The organism is Porphyromonas sp. COT-108 OH1349 (genome assembly GCF_000768755.1).
GTDB lineage: Bacteria > Bacteroidota > Bacteroidia > Bacteroidales > Porphyromonadaceae > Porphyromonas_A > Porphyromonas_A canoris.
The window spans coordinates 168,774-194,267 of record NZ_JRAH01000013.1 but is presented as its reverse complement, the minus strand read 5'-3'; the positions used below and the strand labels follow the sequence as shown (position 1 = coordinate 194,267).

General features: G+C 46.8%; 17 protein-coding genes and 1 other RNA gene. 12 read left to right on the top strand and 6 right to left on the bottom strand.

Features of this window, described 5'->3' with window-relative positions; all coding sequences use genetic code 11:
- Window positions 1-11: 11 nt before the first annotated feature.
- The 3 genes from scpA to JT26_RS02760 form a co-directional block, all read right to left on the bottom strand.
- A complete protein-coding gene (scpA, locus tag JT26_RS02770; protein ID WP_036791710.1) occupies window positions 12-2,162 on the bottom strand; it encodes a methylmalonyl-CoA mutase in 2,151 nt (716 codons plus the stop codon).
- A 33-nt stretch (window positions 2,163-2,195) separates the two neighbouring features.
- Complete coding sequence (gene mutA / locus JT26_RS02765; RefSeq protein WP_036845779.1) at window positions 2,196-4,067, bottom strand: methylmalonyl-CoA mutase small subunit; 1,872 nt, start codon at window positions 4,065-4,067, stop codon at window positions 2,196-2,198.
- A gap of 415 nt (window positions 4,068-4,482) precedes the next feature.
- Entirely contained in the window at window positions 4,483-4,695 is a 213-nt protein-coding gene (locus JT26_RS02760) for a hypothetical protein (protein ID WP_036791705.1), read from the bottom strand.
- 88 nt (window positions 4,696-4,783) lie between these two features.
- Here JT26_RS02760 and JT26_RS02755 point away from each other — a divergent pair, with 88 nt between their 5' ends.
- A complete protein-coding gene (locus JT26_RS02755; protein WP_036845773.1) occupies window positions 4,784-5,104 on the top strand; it encodes a hypothetical protein in 321 nt (106 codons plus the stop codon).
- 320 nt (window positions 5,105-5,424) lie between these two features.
- On the opposite strand, the gene JT26_RS02750 is transcribed toward JT26_RS02755, so the two are convergent.
- Together JT26_RS02750 and ssrA are read right to left on the bottom strand one after the other, a co-directional pair.
- Window positions 5,425-6,312, bottom strand: coding sequence for a DUF1266 domain-containing protein (locus JT26_RS02750; RefSeq protein ID WP_052110313.1), 888 nt, complete (start codon window positions 6,310-6,312; stop codon window positions 5,425-5,427).
- Between the two features lie 367 nt (window positions 6,313-6,679).
- Window positions 6,680-7,081, bottom strand: a transfer-messenger RNA (tmRNA) gene (gene ssrA, locus JT26_RS10400).
- Window positions 7,082-7,221: 140 nt separating this feature from the next.
- Between ssrA and JT26_RS02740 the strand changes: the two genes are divergently transcribed.
- The 11 genes from JT26_RS02740 (at window position 7,222) to JT26_RS02685 (ending at window position 24,252) form a co-directional block, all read left to right on the top strand.
- Entirely contained in the window at window positions 7,222-10,047 is a 2,826-nt protein-coding gene (locus tag JT26_RS02740) for a DUF5686 and carboxypeptidase-like regulatory domain-containing protein (protein ID WP_036845768.1), read from the top strand.
- Window positions 10,048-10,784: 737 nt separating this feature from the next.
- Window positions 10,785-12,575, top strand: coding sequence for a translation elongation factor 4 (lepA, locus tag JT26_RS02735; RefSeq protein WP_036845766.1), 1,791 nt, complete (start codon window positions 10,785-10,787; stop codon window positions 12,573-12,575).
- A 120-nt stretch (window positions 12,576-12,695) separates the two neighbouring features.
- A complete protein-coding gene (dnaB, locus tag JT26_RS02730; protein WP_200879741.1) occupies window positions 12,696-14,123 on the top strand; it encodes a replicative DNA helicase in 1,428 nt (475 codons plus the stop codon).
- 13 nt (window positions 14,124-14,136) lie between these two features.
- A complete protein-coding gene (locus tag JT26_RS02725) occupies window positions 14,137-14,862 on the top strand; it encodes a lysophospholipid acyltransferase family protein (RefSeq protein ID WP_036845763.1) in 726 nt (241 codons plus the stop codon).
- A 5-nt stretch (window positions 14,863-14,867) separates the two neighbouring features.
- Window positions 14,868-15,923, top strand: a complete 1,056-nt coding sequence (locus tag JT26_RS02720) for a diacylglycerol kinase family protein (protein ID WP_052110311.1) — start codon at window positions 14,868-14,870, stop codon at window positions 15,921-15,923.
- Between the two features lie 5 nt (window positions 15,924-15,928).
- Complete coding sequence (locus JT26_RS02715) at window positions 15,929-17,527, top strand: ATP-dependent DNA helicase RecQ (protein WP_081966371.1); 1,599 nt, start codon at window positions 15,929-15,931, stop codon at window positions 17,525-17,527.
- Window positions 17,524-18,015, top strand: a complete 492-nt coding sequence (locus JT26_RS02710) for a metallophosphoesterase (RefSeq protein ID WP_036845760.1) — start codon at window positions 17,524-17,526, stop codon at window positions 18,013-18,015. The genes JT26_RS02715 and JT26_RS02710 overlap by 4 nt, the downstream gene beginning before the upstream one ends.
- Window positions 18,012-21,176 carry a PD-(D/E)XK nuclease family protein gene (locus JT26_RS02705; RefSeq protein ID WP_036845757.1) on the top strand — a complete coding sequence of 1,055 codons (3,165 nt, stop codon included), beginning with the start codon at window positions 18,012-18,014 and terminating at the stop codon, window positions 21,174-21,176. Before JT26_RS02710 ends, JT26_RS02705 begins: the two co-directional genes overlap by 4 nt.
- Window positions 21,177-21,209: 33 nt before the next feature.
- Window positions 21,210-21,926, top strand: a complete 717-nt coding sequence (gene lipB / locus JT26_RS02700) for a lipoyl(octanoyl) transferase LipB (protein WP_052110310.1) — start codon at window positions 21,210-21,212, stop codon at window positions 21,924-21,926.
- On the top strand, window positions 21,913-22,401 hold the full coding sequence (locus JT26_RS02695; protein WP_152566967.1) for a DUF4268 domain-containing protein: 489 nt from the start codon (window positions 21,913-21,915) through the stop codon (window positions 22,399-22,401). Before lipB ends, JT26_RS02695 begins: the two co-directional genes overlap by 14 nt.
- A 759-nt stretch (window positions 22,402-23,160) precedes the next feature.
- Window positions 23,161-24,252, top strand: a complete 1,092-nt coding sequence (locus JT26_RS02685) for an endonuclease/exonuclease/phosphatase family protein (RefSeq protein ID WP_052110309.1) — start codon at window positions 23,161-23,163, stop codon at window positions 24,250-24,252.
- Between the two features lie 10 nt (window positions 24,253-24,262).
- Here JT26_RS02685 and JT26_RS02680 read toward each other — a convergent pair whose 3' ends face one another.
- Window positions 24,263-25,465 carry a hypothetical protein gene (locus JT26_RS02680; protein WP_052110308.1) on the bottom strand — a complete coding sequence of 401 codons (1,203 nt, stop codon included), beginning with the start codon at window positions 25,463-25,465 and terminating at the stop codon, window positions 24,263-24,265.
- Window positions 25,466-25,494: the final 29 nt, after the last annotated feature.

Sequence of the window (25,494 nt, the reverse complement as noted above, 5' to 3'; positions counted from 1 at the left end):
ATAATGTATGCTTATTCGTTATCGAGCAAGATCTCCAACAACTGAACGGCTGCCTTAGCCACGGAAGTACCGGGACCGAAAATAGCGGCAACGCCTGCCTTGTAAAGGAAATCGTAGTCTTGAGCAGGGATAACACCTCCGGCAATCACGATGATATCTTCACGGCCGAGCTTTTTCAACTCTTCGATAACCTGAGGAACAAGAGTCTTATGACCTGCTGCCAAGGAAGAGACACCCATGATATGCACATCGTTCTCCACGGCTTGGCGTGCAGCTTCTGCCGGAGTCTGGAACAATGGTCCCATATCCACGTCGAAACCACAGTCTGCATACCCTGTCGCCACAACTTTAGCCCCGCGGTCATGACCGTCTTGACCCATTTTGGCTATCATGATACGAGGTTGACGTCCCTCTTTCTTCGCAAATTCTTCGGCAAGCTGACAAGCTTTAACGAAATCTGCATCCTTATTTGTTTCTGCTGAGTACACCCCTGAAATAGTTCTAATGATTGCTTTGTATCTTCCCACTTCACACTCACAGGCATCGGAGATTTCCCCTAATGTTGCACGGACAGAAGCTGCTTTCACTGCAAGATCAAGGAGATTACCCTCTTTGGTTTTCACGCAATGAGTGATGGCTGCAAGAGCTTTTTGTACCTCCTCTTCGTTACGTTTCTCTTTGAGTTGAGAGATACGTTCGATCTGTTGAGTACGAACAGCGGTATTGTCTACCTCCAGAATTTCGATAGGATCTTCCTTTTCAAGTCTGTACTTGTTCACCCCTACGATAACCTGATTATTGCTATCAATGCGAGCCTGAGTACGTGCCGCAGCTTCTTCGATACGTAGTTTGGGCAAACCGGTTTCTATCGCTTTTGCCATACCGCCCATCTGTTCGATCTCCTGGATATGCGCCCACGCTTTGTGAACAAGCTCGTTGGTCAAGCTCTCTACATAGTAGGAACCGGCCCAAGGGTCTATCTCCTTACAGATCATTGTTTCCTCTTGGATATAGATCTGAGTGTTACGAGCGATACGTGCAGAGAAATCTGTCGGAAGAGCGATAGCTTCATCGAGCGCATTGGTATGCAGAGATTGGGTATGCCCCAAAGCCGCAGCCATCGCCTCTATACAAGTACGTCCGACATTATTGAACGGATCCTGCTCTGTAAGAGACCACCCTGAAGTTTGAGAGTGAGTACGCAAAGCAAGAGACTTAGGATTTTTAGCCCCGAAGTCGTTCAGGATCTTAGCCCAAAGCATACGTCCAGCTCTCATCTTGGCAATCTCCATAAAGTGATTCATACCTATCGCCCAGAAGAAAGATAGACGGGGAGCAAACTTATCCACATCAATACCTGCATTGATACCGGCACGCAGATACTCCATCCCGTCAGAGAGTGTATATGCCAACTCTATATCTGCCGTTGCACCGGCTTCCTGCATATGGTATCCGGAGATAGAGATAGAGTTGAACTTCGGCATATTTTGAGACGTATATTCAAATATGTCCGCAATGATACGCATTGAGAATTCAGGCGGATAGATATAAGTATTACGCACCATGAACTCTTTCAATATATCATTCTGGATAGTACCTGCCATCTCTTCCAACAAAGCTCCCTGCTCAAGACCGGCATTGATATAGAATGCCATCACCGGAAGCACTGCTCCGTTCATTGTCATGGAGACAGACATCTTGTTCAACGGAATACCATCGAAGAGCACCTTCATATCTTCAAGCGAGCAGATGGATACGCCGGCTTTACCAACGTCGCCCACGACACGCTCGTGAGTGGCATCGTAACCGCGGTGAGTAGCCAAGTCGAACGCTACGGAAAGACCTTTCTGACCGGATGCAAGGTTGCGGCGATAGAAAGCATTGGACTCTTCCGCTGTGGAAAACCCGGCATACTGACGGATGGTCCATGGTCTCATGGCGTACATACCGCTATAAGGTCCGCGAAGATATGGAGGAAGTCCGGAAGCATAAGAGAGATGCTCCATGCCCTCAAGGTCTTCTTTTGTATATACAGACTTTACATGGATATGTTCCGGAGTCTCCCAGTCTGCTGTGATATTATTTCTCTTAACATAGTCGGCAATGGAAGATGTACCCCATTGACCTTCATTTATATTGATACTTCTATAATTTGGTTTCATATCTAATATTCTAAAAGTGAGTTTTGGGGTCTGTTATTTCTTCTCTTGAATACCGAGCAGCTTATGGAATCCTTGCAGTGTTTCCAACACATTAACCTTAACGTGGATAAAGTGTTCGATGCCTTTTTCCTTCAACTCTTCCATACAAGCCGGAGCTCCTGCCACCACAAAAGGCACTCTGCCTGCGATAGCCTCATACGCCTGAGGAGCATACTCTGCATACTCATCATCGCTGGAGCAGAGCACTATCACGTCTGCCTTGGCTGCCATGGCTGCATCCACGCCCTCTTGAACGGTGTTGAAGCCCAGGTTGTCCTTCACTTCGTATCCTGCCACGGCAAAGAAGTTGCTGGAGAACTGGCTTCGAGCAAGTCTCATGGCAAGGTTACCTATTGTAAGCATGAAGACCAACGGACGCTTCGGAGCCTCTTCCGTTGCCAAACGAAGCAGTTCAAAGTCCGAACCTCCGCGACGATAATCCAGTGCGGTAATGGTTGCATGCTTTTCGCAACCGCAAGCCACGGCATCCGGTTTGGTGATTTTATCTTTTGCCATCTCGGAGAAGTTGGGGAAGATATTTGTTCCCAACAGACTTTCTCTGCGAGTAGCCACATCTTTATGACGCTTCCGGTTGCTTTCGTTCACGGCTGCCTGTATCGCTCCTTCGTTTGCAGCTTTTGCAAAACCGCCGAGATCCTCTTCGATATGCAGGAACAACTTCCACGCTTGCTCTGCAATAGCGGATGTAAGATGCTCTATATAGTACGATCCCGCACCCGGATCCACCACTCTGTCGAAGTGGCACTCTTCCTTGAGAAGAAGCTGTTGGTTGCGAGCGATACGTTCGCTAAACTCATCGCTTTCTTTGTAGACGGCATCGAATGGCAATACGGTAAGAGAGTGAACACCTGCAAGTGTAGCAGACATCGCTTCCGTTTGTGTGCGAAGCATATTCACGTATGCGTCGTAGATGGACATATTCCAAGACGATGTCTCGGCGTGTACCACTGCTTTGGCTGCATCGCCTTTGCAATCTTCGCCATGCGTTCCGACTATCTCAGCCCAAAGCCAACGAAGAGCGCGGAACTTTGCAAGCTCCATGAAGTAGTTTGTTCCCACTCCCATATCGAAGCGGATACGAGGAGCTATTTCGGCGGCAGACCCACAACCTTCTGCCACAAAAGTATCCAGGATGGTAGTGGCTGCACTGAGAGCGAAGCCGAGTTCCTGATACACGAAAGCACCTGCGTTTGCCAAAGAGATACCGGCAACATCCAGCACAGTAAACTTCTTAAGCTCGTAAGCAGAGCACAAAAGCTCTTTACCGATCATGATCCACTCATCGGTTACGACGCCTTTGCTCAGCTGTTTCTTGAATACATCAAAATGGAAAGAGCCGGGACACGCTGCAAGATCGACACCTTTCTCACGATAGATCTCTACGATCAGCTTAGCCACAGCCACTATTCGGGTACGGCAGCTCAGATAGTTAAGCTCCACTTTTTCCACATCTATACCATCCAAAAGAGTAGTCAGATGCTGTTTGCTTGCCATCTCCTTGCTTATCTTGAGTCCGAAAGAGGTGATGCCTTTACCCAAAAGCTCTTTCATCTTGGCGTTAGCTTCCTCTGCGTTGGTCACGTTGATATCCTGACGGACATACCAGGAGTTGCACACCTTTGTACCTCTAACGTAAGGGAATTCACCGGGTAGCGCATCCGTTGTTTTGAGATGGGCTATATCCTCTGCCCTGTAAAAGGGATTTACATTGAAGCCCTCGTTGGTTCTCCATACGAGCTTCTTATCAAAAGGAGCCCCTTTAAGATCGGCTTCAATCTTCTGCATCCACTCCTGAGTAGAGATCTCAGGGAATTGTGAAAACAGCTTTTCTTTAGTCTGATTCATAATCGTTACTTATTTGTTCTACTTCTGTTTTTATCCGTTATTATTGAATACATAAAATAATCGCTATTCCGCTTGCAAAGTAAGCAAAATAACTTGAAAAAGAAGCCTTTTCTCTCTTTACTCGATACCGAACAGCGCATATTTTATGACGTGTTTCTCCTACCATGCTACCCTCTACAAGAAGAATATTGGCGGCAATACACGATGAGTCTTCGGCATTCTACCCTCCTTTAGACGGAACTACAACATGGTTTACAAATATACGAAAAAGAGATCGTTGCATGATAACATTTTGCTCTCAATATCCTCTTTTATCATCTGCCGCCGGACAGACTTTCCGATGAAGCAAAGAAGAAAAAGAGCTTAACGCTTCTACAAAATCTCCTAAAGCCGTATAAAAACCGCGCTAAAGCCATTAACTTTTCCAAGTCGGGGCTTGAATCTTAAAAATCAGGGCTTGACTTCCAAAAATCGAACCTTGATTTCCAAAAAGCGAGCCTTGACTTCCGGTTCTTAACCCGTTTGGAACAACCTGTAAACCCGATAAAAGAAACCTCCAAACCTGTTCAAGAAAAGACTGCCAAGGCACAAAAAAGAAGAGAGAAAGAGCAATCCGGATCTGCCACATACGATGTCTGCTTTTTTCACTAACTTTGTATACAAGCGGATATTCAGCATCCGAACCGAGCCAAAAACAACCGATACAAAGCACAGCCATGGAAGATAAAAAAGCCAAAATCGCATTCTTTACCCTCTTTGGGGTTATCCTGCCATTGGGAGCAGTATGGGCTCCTTTTCTGGTCAAGACAACGGAGCACAGCGACAGAAAATTTCGCATGAGACTGGTAAGTGTGGAGATTATTGTGGCGATAGTCGCACTTTCTCTCAGCACTGCTGAATGGATCAAGCAGATAGAACGAATCATGAATGGAGCCGGTGAGATAGAGACCCAAAAGCTCTCCGTGATGCTCTTATACCCGCTGCTTGTGCTCTGCATCGGTTTGGGCGTAGGCTTTTACCGGCTGTACAAAAAGTAGGCTTCGGACTCATCCTCATCTTTTTGCGTTACAGCAACCGGTCTTCGGGTGATATATGCACTGGAAGTATTGTTCCTCTTTTTTTACAAGAGGAACACCTTTCTTGCCGTTCAGCGATATATTAAACGAAATACACCTGAAGAGCAGTTTCTTCGGACACATTCTGACACACCGGACTCGGACAAAAAAGAAAGGGATGATAGCTTATCGCTATCATCCCAAGCGGTTGGGCGGACTGCCCCGACCCTACCGACTTATCATTATGAAAGAGTTACTTTTTTTCGGATCAATACCTCATTTCGTGGTTTTCGGGATAGAGATCAGAACGCAATCTTGTTCCAAGGACTATCGGGCTTGGTGCAAAGCTCTGTCGCATACAGGCGGATCAAAGAGCTATCGGCATTTATTCCGCCCCATAAGTATCGACCTACGACATAGCTTTCGGCTAAAGCCTTCCAAGAGTCAAGTTTCTCATGAGCAAGTCGGTCTGCATCTTGCAGATATTTCCAAGCTGTCTCTTCATCTATATACCCGGCATCATAACAGGCACGAGCTATAAACGAGAGCCGTCCGACGTCCCAACCGCCTACGCCTATTCGTTCCAAATCTTCGATACCCGTAATGGTTCCCTCTTTTTTCATGGCCTCTACGGATCCGGACAGATTATTCAAGAAATACACAGCGCGCTCTATCTCCTCCTCTTCCTCGAAATGAGCAAGAATAACATCCCCTTTAGCCTGATCATCGGGTTGCTTCATGGCTTCCAAGACATAAGGGAAGAAGTAACGATGCCCTTTGTCTCGTAAACCGTCAAGTGTTTCCAAAGCATCTTCGGTGCATCGAATATCCCACCATTCGTCGAGGATCATGCTGCGTTGCTTGCTGTCGATATGCAGTTTAAGAGAGTCGAGCCGGGCATTCTGCTGCGAGGAGAAGATCGCTCCAAGCAGTATATGACGTTGCTTTTCGGTGCTTAGAGGATTATTGGAAGTAACATCGAATTTTCCCGAGATGGCACGGAAAATATTGGCAAACATTCGTCGTCTGCTTACAAAGAAATAACCCACGAATACGATTCCGATCAAGATCAGAACATACGTTGTGTAGTTGGGAGATGCCGGGCTTTCCACAGGAAGGGTTTCACCTATTCCGGACGGAATGGTATCGCTCTGAGCGAGCGCTTGAAGAGATAATAATAAAGGTTTCATCTGACAATGCTCTAAAATTAGTTTTATACTGTACGTTGTTAACTATTCATGTCCATAGTTCCGGACAGTGAAACTATCCGACCCAAATTTAAGAAAAAGATTTCTTTTTTGGAATAAGAAAAAGGCGATAACTATTCGCCACCGCCTCTCCGAGGGTTGAGCGGATTGCCCCGAACAACCAAAATCGTCCCCAAAAAGAGTTTTATTTATGGTGTAAATGTAAGGATTTTTTCAAATGGCAGGCATAAGTTCCGAATAAAAACAATCCTCATAAACACAAGAACGCTCCGAAACATCTGTCTCGGAGCGTTCTTTTGTGTTCAACATCGTGTTCAAAACTTTTTTAATACCGACAAGCAGTATCATTCTGTGGAGATGGAGGGATTTGAACCCTCGTCCAAACACGGAACTAATTTGCTTTCTACACGTTTAGCTTCACTTCTATTGTCGGCGTCGGAAGTATGGATGAAGCTACCTCTTCCGTGCTTAGCCTCTAAAATGTCTCCCTTACAGCAAGGCGATGCAAAGGATAACCCCGATATACCGGCACTACCATGATCGGACCACTTCGGGATAAGAGTATCCGGGTAGTGTCTCGTCCCCGCAGCTTGCAGGGATAAAGCGTTAACTTACTGTACTTCGGTTACGCAGCAAGAGCGTAATTATTTGCGCCATTTAAAAGGTCTGAAGTCTGAGATTAAAGTGCCAGGCTACAATGCACTACGTGCTTACAAACCACCTCTACGCGCTGTCAAAACCAGTCATCCCCGTATTGGTCTATTTGTATAGTGGCACAAAGTTAGTCATTTCGCCCCAAATGGCAATTTCTATTGCCCACTCTCTCGCATTGCCAATAGAGATAAAAGAAATACTTTTGCAAAAGCAATACTTACTTATGATAGTAAAACCATGAGCCAATCACTATTCGGGAAAATCTGTGGTACGCTTTTCATCGTTCTTTTTGCCACGATCTTCTCTCATTCAGAGGCACAGACAGAGCCGGCTGCTTCTGCTGTTTCCATCTCCGGAGTCATTAAAGACAAAAGGAGCAACAAGGGTATTCCCCACGCGACACTCTATATCAAAGAGCTTCAAAGCGGTGTCATCGCAAACGAGAGCGGACTCTTCAAACTGCATCTCAAGCCCGGCACATACGCTTTAATCGTCAAGTCGTTAAGCTATAAACCGCTTCACACCTCTCTTTCCATCCATGAGGGAGAGAACGAGAGTGCAGAGTTTGCGCTCGAACCGGCAACATACAACATTGCCGACGTGGTCGTAAAGCGCGACAAACGAGCCGAAGACCCTGCCTATGCCATCATGCGCAAAGTAATGAGCCGTACTCCGATATATGAGAAGATAGTCAAAAGCTCTGTCTCACACACCTATACCAAAGGAAGTATGAAGCTTGAAGATCTTCCTTTCTTCCTTAAAAATGTCAAGGATGAAGGCGTGGCGATGAAAGAGTACATCGGCAAAAGATTTGTCGTAGAGGGAGAACTCGAAACCGCTTACACCTCTCCGAACAGCTACAAATACCATACGTTGGCGATGCGATCCTCCATTCCGGAGAAGCTGACCAAGTCCAGCGCAGCTGCCGTACCTACCATAAACTCCATGATGAGCAATATCTATGGTGCGTACATAGGCTTAGGGAACAACGGTTCGATACCAAGTCCGATCCGCCTGAACGGGTTGCGCCTCTACTCTTACAAGCTGAAGAGTGCCACCACAGAGGGTCAAGAAACCATCTATCACATATCTTATGGCAGCAGAGAAGATGGAACCACGAAGGGAGAGCTATCCATATCGGACAAGACATGGGCGCCCACACATCTCACTGCCCACGTATCCCTTGCAGGGACAATGCGACAGACGCTCAACGTAACACTCAATCCCATTCAGGATGGTCTGCTTCTGCCCACCTCTTATGCCTTGAACATGTATCTGAATATGCTGGGTATCAAGATGGATTTTACCCTTTTCTCCGCCACTTCATACAAGGAAGTGGTGCTGGACGGCTCCATAGACAAGATCAAGGAAGCCAGACTCTCCGAAGAGGAGAAGAGTATGCCGGATGATGCAATCTTCTTACCTCAAAAGCGCGGACAGAAAAGAAAAATAGAGAAAAGCATTGCCGCACTGGAGCATAAGATGGACACACTTGGTCTGAATGTCAAAGACCCATACCTCATCCCCGAAATCAAGAGAACAATAAAGGTATCGTCCGACTCTCTTGCACTCCAAAGAGATTCTCTCTACTGGCAGGAGATCTCCACGCAACCGCTGTCCGCAGAAGAGAAAGAGAGCTATGCAAAACGAGACTCACTGGCCAAAGTCTTTGAGAAAAAGCGTGCATTGGCTCCCAAGAAAGAGGGTGAGCGCACCGGCGCAGACCCTTTGGATATTCTGTTTTGGGGATATGACCATATCTCCAAGAACAAAAAATGGGTAGTGGGAATCAACGGACTTTTAGGAATGACCCTGAACAACTACCGGTACACAGACGGCTTCTGGCTCGGCCCGACACTCTTCTTGCGCTACAACAACCGCAGCAAGGAAAACCCTTTACGGCTCGACATCAAGCCAAGCCTGTACTACACCACTCATCGAAAAGAGTTGTACTGGCGTGTGGAATCTTATCTGGAGTATGCCGGAATGCGTAGAGGACTCCTCACACTAAAGGCTGGACATCACAGTGATGATATTAGCGGACAGCAGCTCGGCCTACTCACCAATCTCAACAACGCCTTCTTCACCCTCTATGATGGCCGTTACACCAACATGCTGTACGATAGAAGCTACATACGTGTACAGAATAAGATAGACCTCTTCAATGGTGTAAAGCTCTCTTTGGGGGCAGAACACCGAAGAAGCCAACAGCTTCCGGACAAGCGGATATGGGGGTTTGTAAAACCGGGGCAAGAGAGTTTCGTCAACTTCATGAATGCGGAAACGCACTACCCTTACCCCAACTATTACAGCATGGAGAAGCACCGCTCCAACACGATAGACGTCGCCCTCTCTTTCAACACATCGCCCTATTACAGAGTGATAAACGGAAGAAAAGAGGTGGTGAACGAGATCAACATGGATAAGATCCTCTCCGACAACTTCTCCATACAGCAAAGTGAAGACGGCACAAAGCGTGTGGTTACACTCTCTACCGGGAGTAGCAGTGCGCCCGTTTCAGCAAGTTGGACTGCAAGAAATCCGCTCTTCTTCTCCTTGAGATACAAGCAGGCAATCCCCTCTCCGGGTAGCAACGACAGCGACTTCAGCTTTGTCTCCGGCTATGTAAAGGGACTCTATCACATCACACGCAGCTATCCCATACTTTATGAGGCAGAGGTGGGCTACTATCCGCATCTGAAGCGTATGTATGCAGATGATAGAAACTATCTCAAGTACGAAAATACCTCTTTCGTATCTCCTCAAGACTTCCTCTTCCATACGATGCCGCCTTACACCTATGCCGGCAAGCTGTACGGCAAAGCCCAAGTATCCGCCCCTCTGCCACGCATACTCGGCAATCTGTTTGGGAAGCGAAAATATCTGACACAGGAGAGGCTGCTGTTGAAGTCTTATTGGGACAAAGCTCTGCCGGAAAAACCATTTTTTGAAGCCGGTTACAACCTTTCTCTGTTAGGCGGATTCAATATCGGCGTGTACTATGGAGGGTACAACTTCCGGGAAAATCCGGGAGTCGCCGTAAGATTCATTTGGAGCCTCTAAACGAAGGCGGTTTTGAGGGTGCACTTTTATATAAAAATAGATTTGGAGTGCGCCCTCAAAACAGACCTTCTCATCCTGTCGGTTTTTCAGTCTCCGCTTGAACAAAATCCATAACACACTATCAATCAAACGGATATAAATATCTCGAATTTGCGTCCGACTCTCCTCTTGGTCGGTTTTATCGCTTGATTTTGCGTTAATAAGCATAAAATCTAAGCCGCTCCATTGTGAATAATTGTTAATAGAGAAATAGTGCCAAAAAGCACCTTTTTGGCTCAAAAATCCATAAAGCACTCTATACCAACGCAGTAACCAAAAACTCTAAACACGTTAATTGAATTCGGTAAACGTATTAAATGAAATCGGTAAATACGTTTATTGATTTCGTTGAATACTTTAAGCCGACAGAATATACTGCTTTAGCGTTTTGAGTAAACCTGTATCGAAAATGGTGTTAATAAAACAGCCCGGATTTAACAATTCGGTCATGCTCCGGAAACGACCTTTCCGATCAAAATAGAGAGCTCGAAAAAAGTGAGCATTTTTCGGGATGGAATATATAAAAATGACGCTCTGAAAATCGCCTCAAAAACCGAAAAACGAATACAACAAACAGGGTCAAGGGGGAGCTTCTCTGTTCAGAGGTCTCAATATAATTTGTATCTTTGTATGCTACGAGATACAGCTCTCTTGTCGCGAAGAAAGATTGAACAAATAAAAGATATATAGATCAGAGGATGAAGCATATCCGCAACTTTTGCATCATAGCCCATATTGACCACGGGAAAAGTACACTGGCAGACCGTCTGTTGGAGTTTACCAATACACTCGACAAGAGTAGTATCACTTCGCAGGTGTTGGATAACATGGACTTGGAAAAAGAGCGTGGGATAACCATTAAAAGCCATGCCATACAGATGAACTACGTTCACAATGGCACGGAATACACCCTCAACCTGATAGATACTCCGGGACACGTGGACTTCTCATACGAGGTCTCCCGTTCCATTGCTGCCTGTGAAGGTGCGCTGCTTATCGTGGATGCCGCTCAAGGTATTCAGGCTCAAACCATATCCAATCTGTATATGGCACTGGAGCACGATCTGGTCATCATCCCGGTTTTGAACAAGATAGACTTGCCAAGTGCGCTTCCGGAAGAGGTGTCGGACGATATTGTGGCTCTTCTCGGCTGCGATCGTTCCGAAATCCTGAGAGCAAGCGGAAAGACCGGAGAAGGCATCGAAGATCTCCTCAATGCCATTGTGGAGCGTGTGCCTGCACCTACGGGCAGTCCGGATGGTCCGCTTCAGTGTCTCATCTTCGACAGTGTGTTCAATCCGTTCAGAGGTATCATCGCCTACTTTAAGGTCTGCAACGGTGTCATCCGAAAAGGCGACCTCGTGAAGTTTGTCGCCACCGAGAAGGAGTACGATGCCGATGAGGTGGGTATCTTGAAGCTGGATATGGTGCCACGTCAGGAGATTCGCACCGGCGATGTAGGCTATATCATCTCCGGGATCAAAAGCTCCAAAGAGGTCAAGGTGGGAGATACCATCACTCACGTAAAAGGCGGTGCACAAGAAGCTATTGCAGGTTTTGAGGAGGTAAAACCAATGGTCTTTGCGGGAGTTTACCCAATAGAGGCGGAAGATTTTGAGAATTTACGCGCCTCTTTGGAGAAGCTTCAGCTCAACGACGCATCACTCACATTCCAACCGGAAAGCTCGGCTGCGCTGGGCTTTGGATTCCGTTGCGGATTTTTGGGACTGCTTCACATGGAGATCATACAAGAGCGTCTCGACAGGGAGTATAACATGAGCGTCATCACCACAGTGCCTAACGTGTCGTACATTGTACACGATAAGAAAGGAAAGGTAACGGAGGTACACAACCCTTCGGGGCTGCCCGACCCGGCATTTATAGACTATATCGAAGAGCCTTATATCAGAGCATCCGTCATCACGGATGTGGCTTACATCGGACCTATAATGACTCTCTGCCTTGGCAAAAGAGGTATATTGGTACGGCAAGACTATATCTGGGGCAATCGGATAGAGATCATCTTCGACATGCCTCTGGGTGAGATCGTGATAGACTTCTATGACAAGCTCAAGAGTGTGTCTAAAGGATACGCTTCCTTCGACTATCATATCCACGATTACCGGGAATCGAAGCTGGTAAAACTGGATATACGACTCAACGGAGAGCCGGTGGATGCCCTCTCTACACTGACTCACGCAAGCAACAGTGAGGCATTCGGTCGTCGTATGTGCGAGAAGCTGAAAGAGCTTATCCCAAGACATCAATTCGACATTGCCGTTCAGGCAGCAATCGGAGCAAAGATCATTGCTCGCGAAACCATCAAAGCCGTCCGCAAAGACGTAACGGCGAAGTGTTACGGAGGAGACATCTCGCGTAAGAGAAAGCTACTGGAAAAACAGAAGGAAGGTAAGAAGCGCATGAAGCAGATAGGTTCGGTGGAAGTGCCACAAAAGGCATTCCTTGCCGTTCTAAAGCTGGACAGCTAATCTCCCATCCTTTCAAACGACAGAACGATCAACAGATAAGATATGGACTCTTCCACAACACAAACACAAGCATCCGGGCATAGAGGCAGAAAGTCTCCCAATGTCCTCTTGCCGGCAGCGATGAAACCGCCACAAAATCTACAAGCGGAGCAGGTCGTATTAGGGGCTCTTCTTCTGGAGAAAGATGCTTACACAGAGGTGGGAGAGCTGCTTCGTCCCGAAAGTTTCTACGATCCGCAGCATCGGATCATCTTTGAAGCGATAAGGGATCTCATACTTGAGCAGAAGCCTGCCGATGTTATCACCGTCATCCGAAAGCTGAGAGAGAAAAAACAGCTGGAGGCTGCCGGTGGAGACCACTATGTAACGCTTCTAAGTACACAGGTAACGAGTACGGCGCATTTGGAGACTCACGCTCGGATCATGCACGAACATGCAATCCAGCGAGAACTGATCGGATTTTCCAACGAGGTGATCAAGTATGCCTATGACGACAGTATAGACGTCAAGGATACCATGCAGATGGCGGAGAGCCGACTGTTTGAGATCACCCAACAAAACGATAAAAACGAAGTGGTACCTGTAAGCTCCGTCTTGCAGGATGCCATGAGACAGATAGAGGCTGCGTATATCAGGAAAGACGGTATAAGCGGTCTCAACTCCGGATTTACAGATATAGACGCCCTCACATCGGGTTGGCAAAACTCCGACCTTGTGATCATCGCAGCCCGTCCGGCTATGGGTAAGACAGCCTTTGTGCTTTCCATGGCTAAGTCTATGGCTATGGACTTCAATCTTCCGGTAGCCATATTCTCCCTCGAAATGAGTAAAGTGCAGCTGCTGAACCGTCTTATCGTGAATCATTGTGAGATAGAAAACGAAAAGATTAAACGTGGAGACCTTTCGGCTGACGAGTGGCGCATATTGACGGAGCGCGTCAGCGACCTCTATCAGGCACCTCTCTATCTGGACGATACCGCAGGTCTTTCTGTCTTTGATCTCCGCTCCAAAGCAAGAAGACTTGTACGGGAGCATGATGTGAAAATGATCATCATAGACTATCTTCAGCTCATGACCGCAAGCGGAATGAAGAGCAACGCAAACCGGGAACAGGAAGTGAGTATGATCTCTCGCTCTTTGAAGCACCTTGCAAAGGAGTTGAATATCCCCATTATTGCTCTTTCTCAGCTCAACCGGGGGGTAGAAAGCAGAACGGGAGAGGCTAAAAGACCGCAACTTTCGGACCTTCGGGAGTCGGGAGCAATAGAGCAGGATGCGGATATGGTCTGCTTCATCCACCGTCCGGAGTACTACAAGATCTTCGAAAGTGAGGATGGAAAGATAGATTACAGAGGCATGGCGGAGTTCATCATAGCAAAACACCGTAACGGTCCTACGGATATTGTGCTGCTACGTTTCAGAGGCGAACTTCTGAAATTCTGTAACGGGCACGACCTCGATATTCACCGCAACAGTTCGATGAGAACGGTACAAAGCGGTATGAACAATCACAACAGAAGGGAAGAAGAAGATCTTCCTCCACATTAAAAGATGTCCGGCAATGAAGAGATTCTTTTACCTTGTTTATCTTATCATAATAGCCCTTCCTCTATTTGCTGTTACAACGATCTTATGTGCCATCTTTGCAGGAGTAGGATCTGCATTCATCAATGAGCGGATATTCAGTTACTATCCGGGGCGTATCTGGTCGCGTATAGCTTTGGCTCTATTCCTCTGTCCGATAGAGGTGCATGGAAAAGAAAATATCCCAAAGAACAGAGCAACAATAGTGATATCGAACCATCAGAGTTCTTTGGATATCTATATGCTCTATGGTTATATGGGAATCCCTTTCAAGTGGGTACTGAAAGGTGCTCTAAGGAAAGTGCCGTTTGTGGGATGGGCTTGCGAAAAAAGCGGATTCATCTTTGTGGATAACAGTAGTGCAAGAGCCGCAGCTCTTACGATAAAACAGGCAGAGGAGGCAATAGAGAAAGGCTATTCGATATTTATTTTCCCGGAAGGCTCCCGTACCAATAATGGAGAGCTGCAACGCTTCAAAAGAGGTGCTTTCAAGATAGCTCTCGACACGCAGGCTACGATTCTGCCGGTGGCAATAAAGGGTGCTTATGAGGCTCTTCCCAAGAATGCGCTGTTTGTAAAACCTCGTCGACTTGTCTTGGAGATAGGTCGCCCGTTTGAATCCTCTGCTTTTGAGCAGTCGCCGAGAGGACTGATAGAGCTGACCCAAAAGGGAGAGAATGAAGTACGAACACTCATAGGGTAAAAGGTATGAGATCCAAAAAGAGATTCTATTATATCATTTGTAATCCGGCTTCCGGCAAAAAGAGGGACAAGGATGGTGTACTCGCTTCTCTTGAAAAAGCGATTAAAGAGAAGAAGGGCAGATACGAATCTCATAAAACAAACCATAGAGGACATGGTGCCGAACTATCTAAAGATGCCGTAGAAAAGAGAGCAGACATCGTGGTGGTTATTGGTGGAGACGGGACTGTAAACGAAGTGGCAAAGTCGCTTGTAGGAACAAACACTATTTTAGGTATCATTCCGATGGGTAGCGGAAACGGTCTCGCGAGAGAGTTGGGCATTTCTCAAAATCCGGAAGAAGCAATCGCCACCCTTTTGGAACACAAATGCCTCCGCATGGATGCCTGCACGGTGAATGACGAATACTTCTTCTGTACATGCGGTGTAGGCTTTGATGCCGAAGTCTCTGCCCGCTTCAGTGAACGCACTCAACGAGGTCCGGCAGGATATGTACAAGAGGTAATAGATACGTTCTTCAAGCATGAACCTCTTCGATGCGAGATAGATGTAGACGGGAAAAAGAGTACAAACTCTCTTTTCCTACTAACCTGCGCCAATGCTTCCCAATACGGCAACAATGCGTATATCGCTCCTCAGGCAGACATAACGGATGGAATTATTGATGTAACCATGATCGAGGAGTTTTCCTTAGTACACTCGGGACAGATTGCATACCAGCTTTTCTCCAAAGGCTTGGACAAAAATCCATACACCAAACAGCTTCGCGGCAAACGCATAGAGATAAAACTCCAAGATCCGGTTCATTTCCATGTGGATGGAGACCCTAAACCCAAAACCGATCATCTCCTCATAGAAATGAAGCCACAGGCTCTGAATGTCATACATGGGCAGTATGACAAAAGAGAACAGACGATATTGGATATATTCTTTACCCATACGAATAACTATTTGGAGTGGAAAGATGGAATACTTGAAGAGGTCGTCTCCACACTGAAAGGGATAGGAAAGAAAAAAGAGGAGAACGAAGGCGAAGACAACCCGAAAGAGATAGAAGAATGAGTGTGATGCCCCATTTGCAGGAACAGACTCCGGAAACAGTTCTTAGAGAACAGTTTGGACTCTCTGAGTTTAGACCGCTCCAGAGAGAAGCGATAGAGGCTGTTCTTAACGGGCAAGATACTTTTGTACTGCTGCCGACAGGCGGAGGGAAGAGTCTTTGCTTTCAAATACCTGCCCTTATTCTTCCCAAGTGTACAATAGTGGTATCTCCTCTGATCTCCCTGATGAGCGACCAGGTCAAAGCTATTTCTCATAAATCTTCAGACCTTACAGCTGCCACTCTCAACAGCAGCATGAAAGAGTCCGAACGGAGAAACGTCTTGGAGCAACTCTATTTCGGAAAACTCAAACTCCTTTACCTTGCTCCGGAAACACTTCTCAGTCCGCTCGGATTACAACTTCTCCAAGAGAAATATATATCTCTTATTGCCATAGATGAAGCACACTGCATATCCCAATGGGGGCACGACTTCCGTCCGGAATACGGCAAGCTCTCCATCGTAAGGCAATATCTGCCGAATACTCCCATCATAGCACTTACCGCAACAGCGGATGAGACAACCAGAAAAGATATTATAGAGAGATTGGATCTACGTAATCCGACAGTGCTAATTGGAGATTTTGATCGCCCCAATCTTACTCTGACCGTCAGGAGAGGATATAAAAAGGAAGAGAAGATACGTGCCATACAACAACATATAGAAGCCCACGAGAGGGGATCAACCGGAATCATCTACTGCACTAAGCGAGATGATACGGAAACACTCGCAAGCAAACTCAACAAGATGGGTTTTCGGGCGATGCCTTACCATGCCGGACTCCCGGCACGATCTCGTGATCTGGTTCATCAGATGTTTGTCGGAGATCAGATAGACGTCATCTGCGCCACTGTCGCATTCGGTATGGGCATAGACAAGTCCAATGTCAGATGGGTCATTCACTACAATATGCCTCGCAACATAGAGAGTTATTACCAAGAGATAGGCAGGGCAGGAAGAGACGGGAAACCGGCTTCCACGATCCTCTTTTACTCTTATGGGGATATTTTTATACTCGACAAGCTGTTGGAAGAAGGGGGACGCACAGAGCTGAATCAGCAGAAGATGGAATACATGAAAAGATTCTGCGAAAGTTCTATCTGTCGAAGGAGAATATTGCTAAGCTACTTTGGGCAAGAAGCTCATCACAACTGTGGCAACTGCGATGTATGTCTCTCTCCTCAAACAGATCTATTCGATGCTACGATTATTCTTCAAAAAGCACTCAGCACAATCATTCGTGCCGGAGAGAAAATCAGTATAGACACAACCGTGGAAATCCTTCGAGGATCAAGAAGATACGAGATCCTAAACAGAGGTTATCACCATCTATCCACTTACGGCATAGGGTTAGACCTTTCTTATAGAGAGTGGAAAGACTATATCTTTCAAATGGTACAGCTCGGTCTCTTACGTATAGACTACTCTCAAGGATATAGTTTACAGGTAACTCCATCCGGTCGTATTGCTTTGAAAGGAGAAGAACCTACCATGCTGCATCGCGTAGAAGTTCAGCCTTTCACAAAGGTTAAAAAGAGTTCCAATCAAAGTAAGACAAGGAAATGAAACGCATAGGACTACTGTCGGATACCCATTCCACTTGGGACGAAAGGTATAGAGAGCACTTCTCCGGCTGTGATGAAATATGGCACGCAGGAGATATAGGAGATATAGAGATTTCTGATAAACTCTCGGAGATAGCTCCTTTACGCGCTGTGTTGGGCAATATTGACGGTGGAAAGTTGAAAGGAGAGTTTCCTCTCGCACAAGAGTTCACCATGGAAGGTATACCGGTTCTCATGACTCACATTGGAGGTTATCCCGGAAAGTATGCCCCAACCATTGCGACCACCATCCGCAGAAAAGGGATAAAGCTATTCGTTTGTGGGCACTCACATATCCTGCGTATAATGTACGATCACTCCTTAGACTGTCTGGTGGTAAACCCAGGAGCTGCGGGGACGTATGGGCAACAGACAGTTAGGACATTGGTTCGCTTCACAATGGATAACGGACTAATATCCGATATGGAAATAATAGAACTTGGCTCGTGAAACTTTTACAACAAATAGCCGATCATTTTGTCTCGGCACATCGTTCGGACTTATACCGCTACACATTCATCTTTCCCAACAGACGTAGCGGAGTGTTTTTTCGGCACTACATACGCCAACACGCCACGGCGGATCTGCCTATACTCTCTCCCGAAATAGTTACTCTCGAAGAGTTTTTAGGTAAGATGAGCAAGAGTACCAATGCCGACCCTGTCCTCCTTGCATACCGACTCTACATCTGTTATCTGCAACTCTGCCAGGAGCTACCGGGAGAAAATGAAGAAGATGAGAGCCTTTCCACTCGAAACTTCGATGCTTTCTACTCTCTCTCCTCTCTTATTCTCAGCGATTTTAACGATATAGACAAACACTTGATAGATGCCGGGGCTCTGTTCCGAAACCTGAGAGATCTCAAAGAATTAGAGGGCGACACTTCCTATCTATCCGAAGAGCAGAGAGAAGCATTGAAGCCATTTCTCCACAGTTTGCCGGCATCCGGGCAGAGCGATCTCTACCATCGCCGTTTTCTCCTCTTTTGGGAGAGAGTCTGCAAGCTCTATTTCAAGTTCAGAGAAGAGCTGCAAGACGAAAATCTTGCCTATGAAGGCATGGCGTTGCGAGCATTATTGGAAGAGCTTCAAGCCGATCCCGCTCCTCTCTCCTCCTCTAAAACGACCTTTGTATTCGTTGGTCTAAATGCTCTTACTCCTGTTGAACAGCGGCTCTTATCTCTCTTCAAAGAGCACGCATCCACCATCTTCTATTGGGATTACCGTTTCGAAGCACTTCTTCCCAACGGCAAAGCGCTCTACTTCAAAGAGCAAAATCTGAAACTCTTCCCCTCTCCGTCACCGGGAGATACGGACTATATAGAGTATAAGATCAAGCAGACCGTTCCGGAAGTGTCTGTTTACAGCGTTCCTTCAAGTGTAGCCCAAAGCAGAGTGATAGGACAGCTTTTGGAGCAAAACCCATCACTCTCATCCGGAGATCAGCTTCATACCGCCATTGTTCTACCCAGCGAGTCGCTCCTGCTACCTTTACTCAACAATATTCCATCCTCTGTTCCTGAGTTGAACATAACCATGGGGTATCCTATCAAAGGATCATCCTACATCGGTTATATAGAAACTCTCATCCGGATGCACCTGAGAGCGAAAAAAAACGGTGCCGGAACAGTGGAATATCACCATACGGATGTCGAACGTGTGCTATCCAACTACATCGTCTCCGATATCATAGGAGAGGCTTCCACAGCTATACTCAAGACCATGGAGAGAGAGCGTATATTTTACATCCCATCCGATCAGCTTCTCAATCCTGCCGGTTTTCTTTCCAAGTCGAAATATTCTCACTCCTTCACAGCAACGGAAACAGAGTTTTTCAAACGGATCTTTCTACCACTCTCTGCGGATGACGGCTCTGCTCTTCTACCCTATCTGAAGAGCATCTTGCGGCTCATTGCAGACGTCAGATACAAAAAGCCTGAAGAGAGTGAAGAGTGGAGATCCGAAGAGTATAAGCTCAAAGCCGAGAAAGAAGCAGTCGAGCGCACCAATGCAGAGTTTTATGTCGTTCCGCATCTGCTAAAGATCGTGAAGACGCAAGAGCAGCTTTTTGAAGACCTGCTCCGTCTGCACCGCTCCCAGACCCTCTCCACTCTGCCTCCTTTTACGCTCAAAACTGTGGCTTCGATGATGCTGACCATATTCAAATCGCAGTCCATTCCTTTCGAGGGAGAGCCTCTTCACGGACTCCAAATCATGGGAGTGCTCGAAACAAGAGGACTCGACTTCGATACCCTCTATATTCCCGATGCGCAAGAAGGACTTCTACCGCCCAGGAGAAGCATATCCGGCATTATCCCCATGACGCTTCGAGTCGGGTTCCAATTGCCTACTTACGAATGGCACGAGCAGGTCAGAGCCTACCACTTCTATCGTCTCATCTCATCGGCAGAGAGGATCGTCTTCACCTACGATACCCGAAAGGGAAAAGGCTCATTGGGAGAAGTCTCTCGTTTTATCCGCCAGCTCGACTTCATTCATGGCATCAAAGTCTCCTACAAGAGTGCTCACTATCCTCTCATCATGGATAAAAATCCGGATCTGAATAAGGAGATAGACAGAAAGCTGGTACGGAAGTTCATTGCCGAAATCACGGATCCCGAAAGTGGTAAATATCTCTCCGCTTCTTCCATAAAGAGGTATCTCTCCTGCCCCAGACAGTTTTATTACACCTATATATATGGGATAAAAGAGGAGACTGGTTTCAAAGAACTTCTCGACCCTGCCCTTATAGGAAGCATCATACACAGGAGTATGAACAACCTCTATCGGAAGTTCCTCTCATCTCCGGATAAGCCCGGACTCATCTCTAAAGAGCAACTCAAGTCGTGGCTAGAAGAAGAAGAGCATCATGTGATAAGCGAGCTTCGCAGCTCCTACAACTATTATATGTCCGGCTCAAGCGGTGTTCCCAATGATCCGAAAGGGTTCAACACCGCACTCTTCGCCAATGCTTGTGATCAGGTCTTTAAGATTATCCGCACCGATCTGGAGCAAGAGGAGACTCCATACTACTTCATCGCAGGAGAGAAGGAGTATAAGCTCTCTCTTTCCGTAGGAAACGGAAAGAGTGTCAACTTTACGATGACCATAGACCGACTCGATACGGACACCAGGATACTGCGGATTGTGGATTATAAAAGCGGTAGAGACGAAACCACTCTTCCCCAAGAGTTATCCATGGAAAAGCTCCCCTCTTTCAAGAAGCTCGCCATTGTCCAGCTTCTTCTGTACTGTGAGGCACTTCTCTCTGCTCCGTCCGATAGCGAAGCCGGTATGTTGAACTCCCGATATGAAGGTGTCTGTCCGATGATTCTCAAGACCTACGATGCCACTCCGATCAACTACTTCCAATTCTCCAAAAAGAAAGGAGCAAAGAAAGAGACGGATGCAGACGAGATAAGAGACTACGCAAAAGACTACCGGGAGACTTTTCTCCCCTTCATGCAAGAGCTTTTGACCGAAATCATCAACCCGGACAATCCCTATACTCCCAACACCAAATCCTGTACCAAATGCCACATGAGCGAAAGCTGTTGGGCAAATAAGTTCGGCATACAAGAGGAAGAAGATGACACGGAAGAGGAGATATAGGAAAAGTAACACTTACTAACACCATAAACAACCATGACAACAGAACAGCAACAGACAGATAAAATACTCCACTATACCACGCTGAGGGAGATCCCTTATGCAACAGGTCTTGCCCTGCAAGAGCAGTTGTTCAACGAAGCCCTCCCTAGAAAAAGAGAGTTGGAACCGGCTCGCCATGCTCTCATAAGCCTGACACACACTCCCGTCATCACGATGGGAAAGCACGCAGACCCTCACAATATCCTCTTCTCAAAGGATGTACTAACCGAAAGAGGCGTAGAACTCCACCACACCTCCAGAGGCGGAGATGTTACTTACCATGGTCCGGGACAGCTTACGGTCTATCCCATCATAGACCTTGAAGATCTCGGCATCGGGGTAAAGAAGTATGTCTGGAGTCTGGAAGAGGCTGTCATGAAGCTCCTTGCCGAATATGGTTTCAGGAATACCACTCGGATCGAAGGCGCATCCGGTGTATGGGTTCCCGGAGAACGCAGCTACGACAAAGTGTGTGCCGTGGGCATCTACTGCTCAAAGTACATCACCATGCACGGCTTGGCGCTCAATGTCGATCTCGATACCTCTATCTATAACCTGATCAACCCCTGCGGATTTACCGATAAGGGTGTTACCACCATGGAGCGTCTGCTCTCCTCTTCTCTTCCTCCCATGGAAGATATAGAGAAAAGACTCATAGAACTGCTTGCGCAAGAGTGGGGCATATCTCGCATAGAGCTTGCAACGTTCTAATCTCATCCCGATGTACACAAAAGCCGAATTAGCTGCTCTCAAAACCGAATTCTGGAACGCTTTTGCCCGATATGCCTCGGTGCAACCCTCGCTGCGTGGCAGAAAAAAGCTCTGGATACTGCACCACACCAAAGTGAAAGGCGTTGCACTGAAATTTATAGTGGAACGTCGGCACGTGGCAGTGGTCATAGAGCTGAGCCACAACGCTCATCACGAAAGAGCCGAAATGCTTGAGCGCATCGTGCCATACATGGATACGCTCCAACGAGACATAGATCTGCCCCTTGAGACCCGGACGGAGACCACCACCGAAGTGGGTAAGTGTGTAACGCAGATCGGCATCTACAAGGAGGGTGCATTCGACTATCATGTGCCGCAACAGTGGGGAGACTACTTCTCTTTCATGGCAAAGTATATGTATCTTCTCGAACGCAATTTTTTGGAGATAAAACCATACATCTCCTTTGAGGTATAAATATAAAACAGAAAGACTCTTTTCTAACAAAAGCGACAGCCTTAGGGCTGTCGCTTTTATATAAAAACGGATGCGGCTCTCCCCTGTTTTTCATCGCTCCTTTTCCTCTCTTTTTGAGAGCATTTTCACCTGTCTGCTCTGAAATATCCCTATAATCTCCTCATAAACAGCAGGATATAAAACCAGCCCATCCTTGAAAAAATTTTCCTCCTGATCGAATCCATGGGCCTTTTTCGAGTTAATAACCCTAAAATTTAACACCTCTAATTGTAAACAATTCCAAATAAAGAAATCCTCCTGAAAACACACTTTTTATGGAGGAAACAGATAAAAAGCTAACAACCAACAGATTAACCAAAAATTCTAAACACGTTAATTGAATCCGGTAAACGTATTAAATGAAATCGGTAAACGTGTTCATTGAAAAATTAAACACGTTAAGCCGAAACAATATGCTCATTTAGCGTTTTTGATGAACAGGTATCGGAATTTGTGTTAATAAATCGGGGCTGATTTAACAATTCGGTCATGCTCTGAAAACACCATCTCCGACCAAAATAGAGAGAGCAAAAAAAGGGAGTATTTTTCGGGATGGAATATATAAAAATCCGGACTCATCCGAAGCGATTTTTACGGCTCTCAAAACAGAGTTTTTGTCCATTCTTTTGCTTATTCCTTTCAAATTTTCTTACTTTGTGCCACCGAAAAGCGATATTCTCACGAAGAGTAGCTTTCGGCACCATATAAACAGAGAAAAACATGAAAGGAAAGTATATCGGCTTGATAGCATACGTGTGCATACTATCAGCATTTGCAGCCCTGTCTTCGAGTGCACAACCCGGACAAAAGAGGTCGGAAAAGTATTTCAGTGTAGCGTTCTACAATCTGGAAAATCTCTTTGACACCATCAATCAGCCCAAGGTGAACGATGAAGAGTTCACTCCAAAAGGCAAGAACAAGTGGGACACCAAAAAGTATCAACACAAGTTGCACAACATGTCAAAAGCCATATCTCTCATAGGAGGTATGGGCGGTCCGGATATTCTCGGTTTAGCCGAAATAGAAAACAGGTATGTACTGGAAGATCTTGTCAAAATGCCGGCGATAGCGGATAAGGGCTACGACATCATACATTACGAATCGCCCGATCCCAGAGGCATAGACTGCGCTCTGCTCTACCGTAAAGAGATGTTTGAAGTGGTAAGCTCAGGCATCAAGCCGGTAGTGATCCCAGACGAAGAACATATTAAGACAAGAGACCTCCTACACGTCGAGATGCGCCACGAAGGCGAGACATTTCACTTTATCGTAGGACACTGGCCATCCCGTTTCGGGGGTGAGCAGATCTCTCTGAAGCGAAGAATGGCTGCCGCCGTTACGATGAGACAGATGAGCGACTCCATTGTGGCTCGCTCTCCGGAGGCTAAAGTGGTTCTGATGGGTGACTTCAACGATGATCCCGTAAGCCCAAGTATCGTAAACGGACTACGGGCACTTCCGTCCGCAGACCTGCTCAAAGAGCCGTCCGACCTGCTCTCTCCCATGCACGCTCTGTATGCAGACGGTTACGGGACTCTGGCTCATCAGGATGCCTGGAACCTGTTCGACATGTTGATGATCAATAAAAATGCGGTCTTCGGAACAGCTTCAAACCCCGACGGATTTACCGTTTATGCAGATCCGGATAAGGGATACAGGGCATTTATTGTCAATTCTTCTCTTCTCACAGAGCCTGACGGTCAGTACAAGGGTTACCCTTCTCGTACATTTGTGGCAGGGGAATACAGAGGAGGATATGCGGATCACTTCCCGGTCTATCTCTACTTCGTAAAAGGGAGAAAGGATAGATAGGAAGTTCTTATCAGAAACGTTTCAGCAGAAAAGAGGGCGAAACGCTGATGTAAACGCCCAAATGATGACTCGTGAGCGAGGAGGCTTGCGGATGTATCCATAGCGAGGCTTCCGCCCCAAAGGTGTATAAGTTGCGCTCCACTATCTTATAAGAAGCTCCTATCTGCCCGAAAGCAAGGCTCCTATCGGCATTATAAAATGCGCCATGCCTGTCTATGCTCTGCACAAAAGGCGATCCCAACACACCCAAAAAGCCTTTCCCATACCAGAGAGAGCCGAAGAGCTGAACGCTTTCAGACTCCAACGTCATCTTCCCATAAGCTCCCCAACCTTTGTCGGAAGCGAAGTGTCCGCCTCGTTGAGAGTATCCGAGCAGATACGCTTCGGATTTAAGCGTGTACCTGTTACGGATGAGTCCGGGTATCGTATGCACTGCTCCCACTGCGGCATTGACCCAAGTGTGAACGGTATCGGGATGTATGTCATTGAGTTTTCCGCCCCGATGATGAGCGATAAACTGCAAGGAGAGATCGAGAGCCTGCTTGCTCTCCGTGTGAGCCGTGAAAAGCCTCTGTCTCAGATTGGCTCCTGCAACAAACGCTTCGGGATGAGTGGCGTGTTTGAATATGAAGCTCTGCCAGTCTATCCAGAGATCGAAATGTCTTCGAGGCGTATCGTAACGGAGCTGGAAGCCGTTCTCGAAGTCGGACGTGAGGTTCAGCTCCGAATGGAAAAGAGGTTCGATGAGCTTGTGTCTGCCTAAACCCTCCAGTCTGCCCAGTATGATCAGCCACTCTTTGCTCGGTGCCATTGCGGCTCTGAAGCGTGGTTTTATCCGAAAACGCGTGTACGGGTTTTCATCTTTCCAGTATGGGAGGTCGTTGTAAGCGATGGCAGCCGGGTATTTGGATGCTCCAAAGAAGTAGAGATTTTCCGCTCCCAACGAGAGACGAACAGGGATAACGCTCTTAAGGTCGTAGGTCAGATCGAATGCCGCACGGTATCCGGGAAGCGTGTAGTCTGCTATAATGCTGTTGGCATACTCGTTGTTTCTGAAAAATGCTTCTGCTTCGACATCGAGAGAAAGCTCTCCACGCTTCATCTCCATAGCCGATAAGACCGAACGCTCGGCCCTGTAAAAGTTTTGAGCATACATCTTGGCAGAAAAAAAGAGCAGTGCCAAAGCGAAAAGAGTAGTCTGTATCGGTTTCATGCGATATACGAAAAATCGGTTTAAGGAGA

Excerpts from the sequence above, each read along its gene's own strand:
- scpA (WP_036791710.1), bottom strand. The coding sequence starts at position 2,162 with ATGAAACCAAATTATAGAAGTATCAATATAAATGAAGGTCAATGGGGT.
- mutA (WP_036845779.1), bottom strand. The coding sequence starts at position 4,067 with ATGAATCAGACTAAAGAAAAGCTGTTTTCACAATTCCCTGAGATCTCT.
- JT26_RS02760 (WP_036791705.1), bottom strand. The coding sequence starts at position 4,695 with ATGTGGCAGATCCGGATTGCTCTTTCTCTCTTCTTTTTTGTGCCTTGG.
- JT26_RS02755 (WP_036845773.1), top strand. The coding sequence starts at position 4,784 with ATGGAAGATAAAAAAGCCAAAATCGCATTCTTTACCCTCTTTGGGGTT.
- JT26_RS02750 (WP_052110313.1), bottom strand. The coding sequence starts at position 6,312 with ATGAAACCTTTATTATTATCTCTTCAAGCGCTCGCTCAGAGCGATACC.
- JT26_RS02740 (WP_036845768.1), top strand. The coding sequence starts at position 7,222 with ATGAGCCAATCACTATTCGGGAAAATCTGTGGTACGCTTTTCATCGTT.
- lepA (WP_036845766.1), top strand. The coding sequence starts at position 10,785 with ATGAAGCATATCCGCAACTTTTGCATCATAGCCCATATTGACCACGGG.
- dnaB (WP_200879741.1), top strand. The coding sequence starts at position 12,696 with ATGAAACCGCCACAAAATCTACAAGCGGAGCAGGTCGTATTAGGGGCT.
- JT26_RS02725 (WP_036845763.1), top strand. The coding sequence starts at position 14,137 with ATGAAGAGATTCTTTTACCTTGTTTATCTTATCATAATAGCCCTTCCT.
- JT26_RS02720 (WP_052110311.1), top strand. The coding sequence starts at position 14,868 with ATGAGATCCAAAAAGAGATTCTATTATATCATTTGTAATCCGGCTTCC.
- JT26_RS02715 (WP_081966371.1), top strand. The coding sequence starts at position 15,929 with ATGCCCCATTTGCAGGAACAGACTCCGGAAACAGTTCTTAGAGAACAG.
- JT26_RS02710 (WP_036845760.1), top strand. The coding sequence starts at position 17,524 with ATGAAACGCATAGGACTACTGTCGGATACCCATTCCACTTGGGACGAA.
- lipB (WP_052110310.1), top strand. The coding sequence starts at position 21,210 with ATGACAACAGAACAGCAACAGACAGATAAAATACTCCACTATACCACG.
- JT26_RS02685 (WP_052110309.1), top strand. The coding sequence starts at position 23,161 with ATGAAAGGAAAGTATATCGGCTTGATAGCATACGTGTGCATACTATCA.
- JT26_RS02680 (WP_052110308.1), bottom strand. The coding sequence starts at position 25,465 with ATGAAACCGATACAGACTACTCTTTTCGCTTTGGCACTGCTCTTTTTT.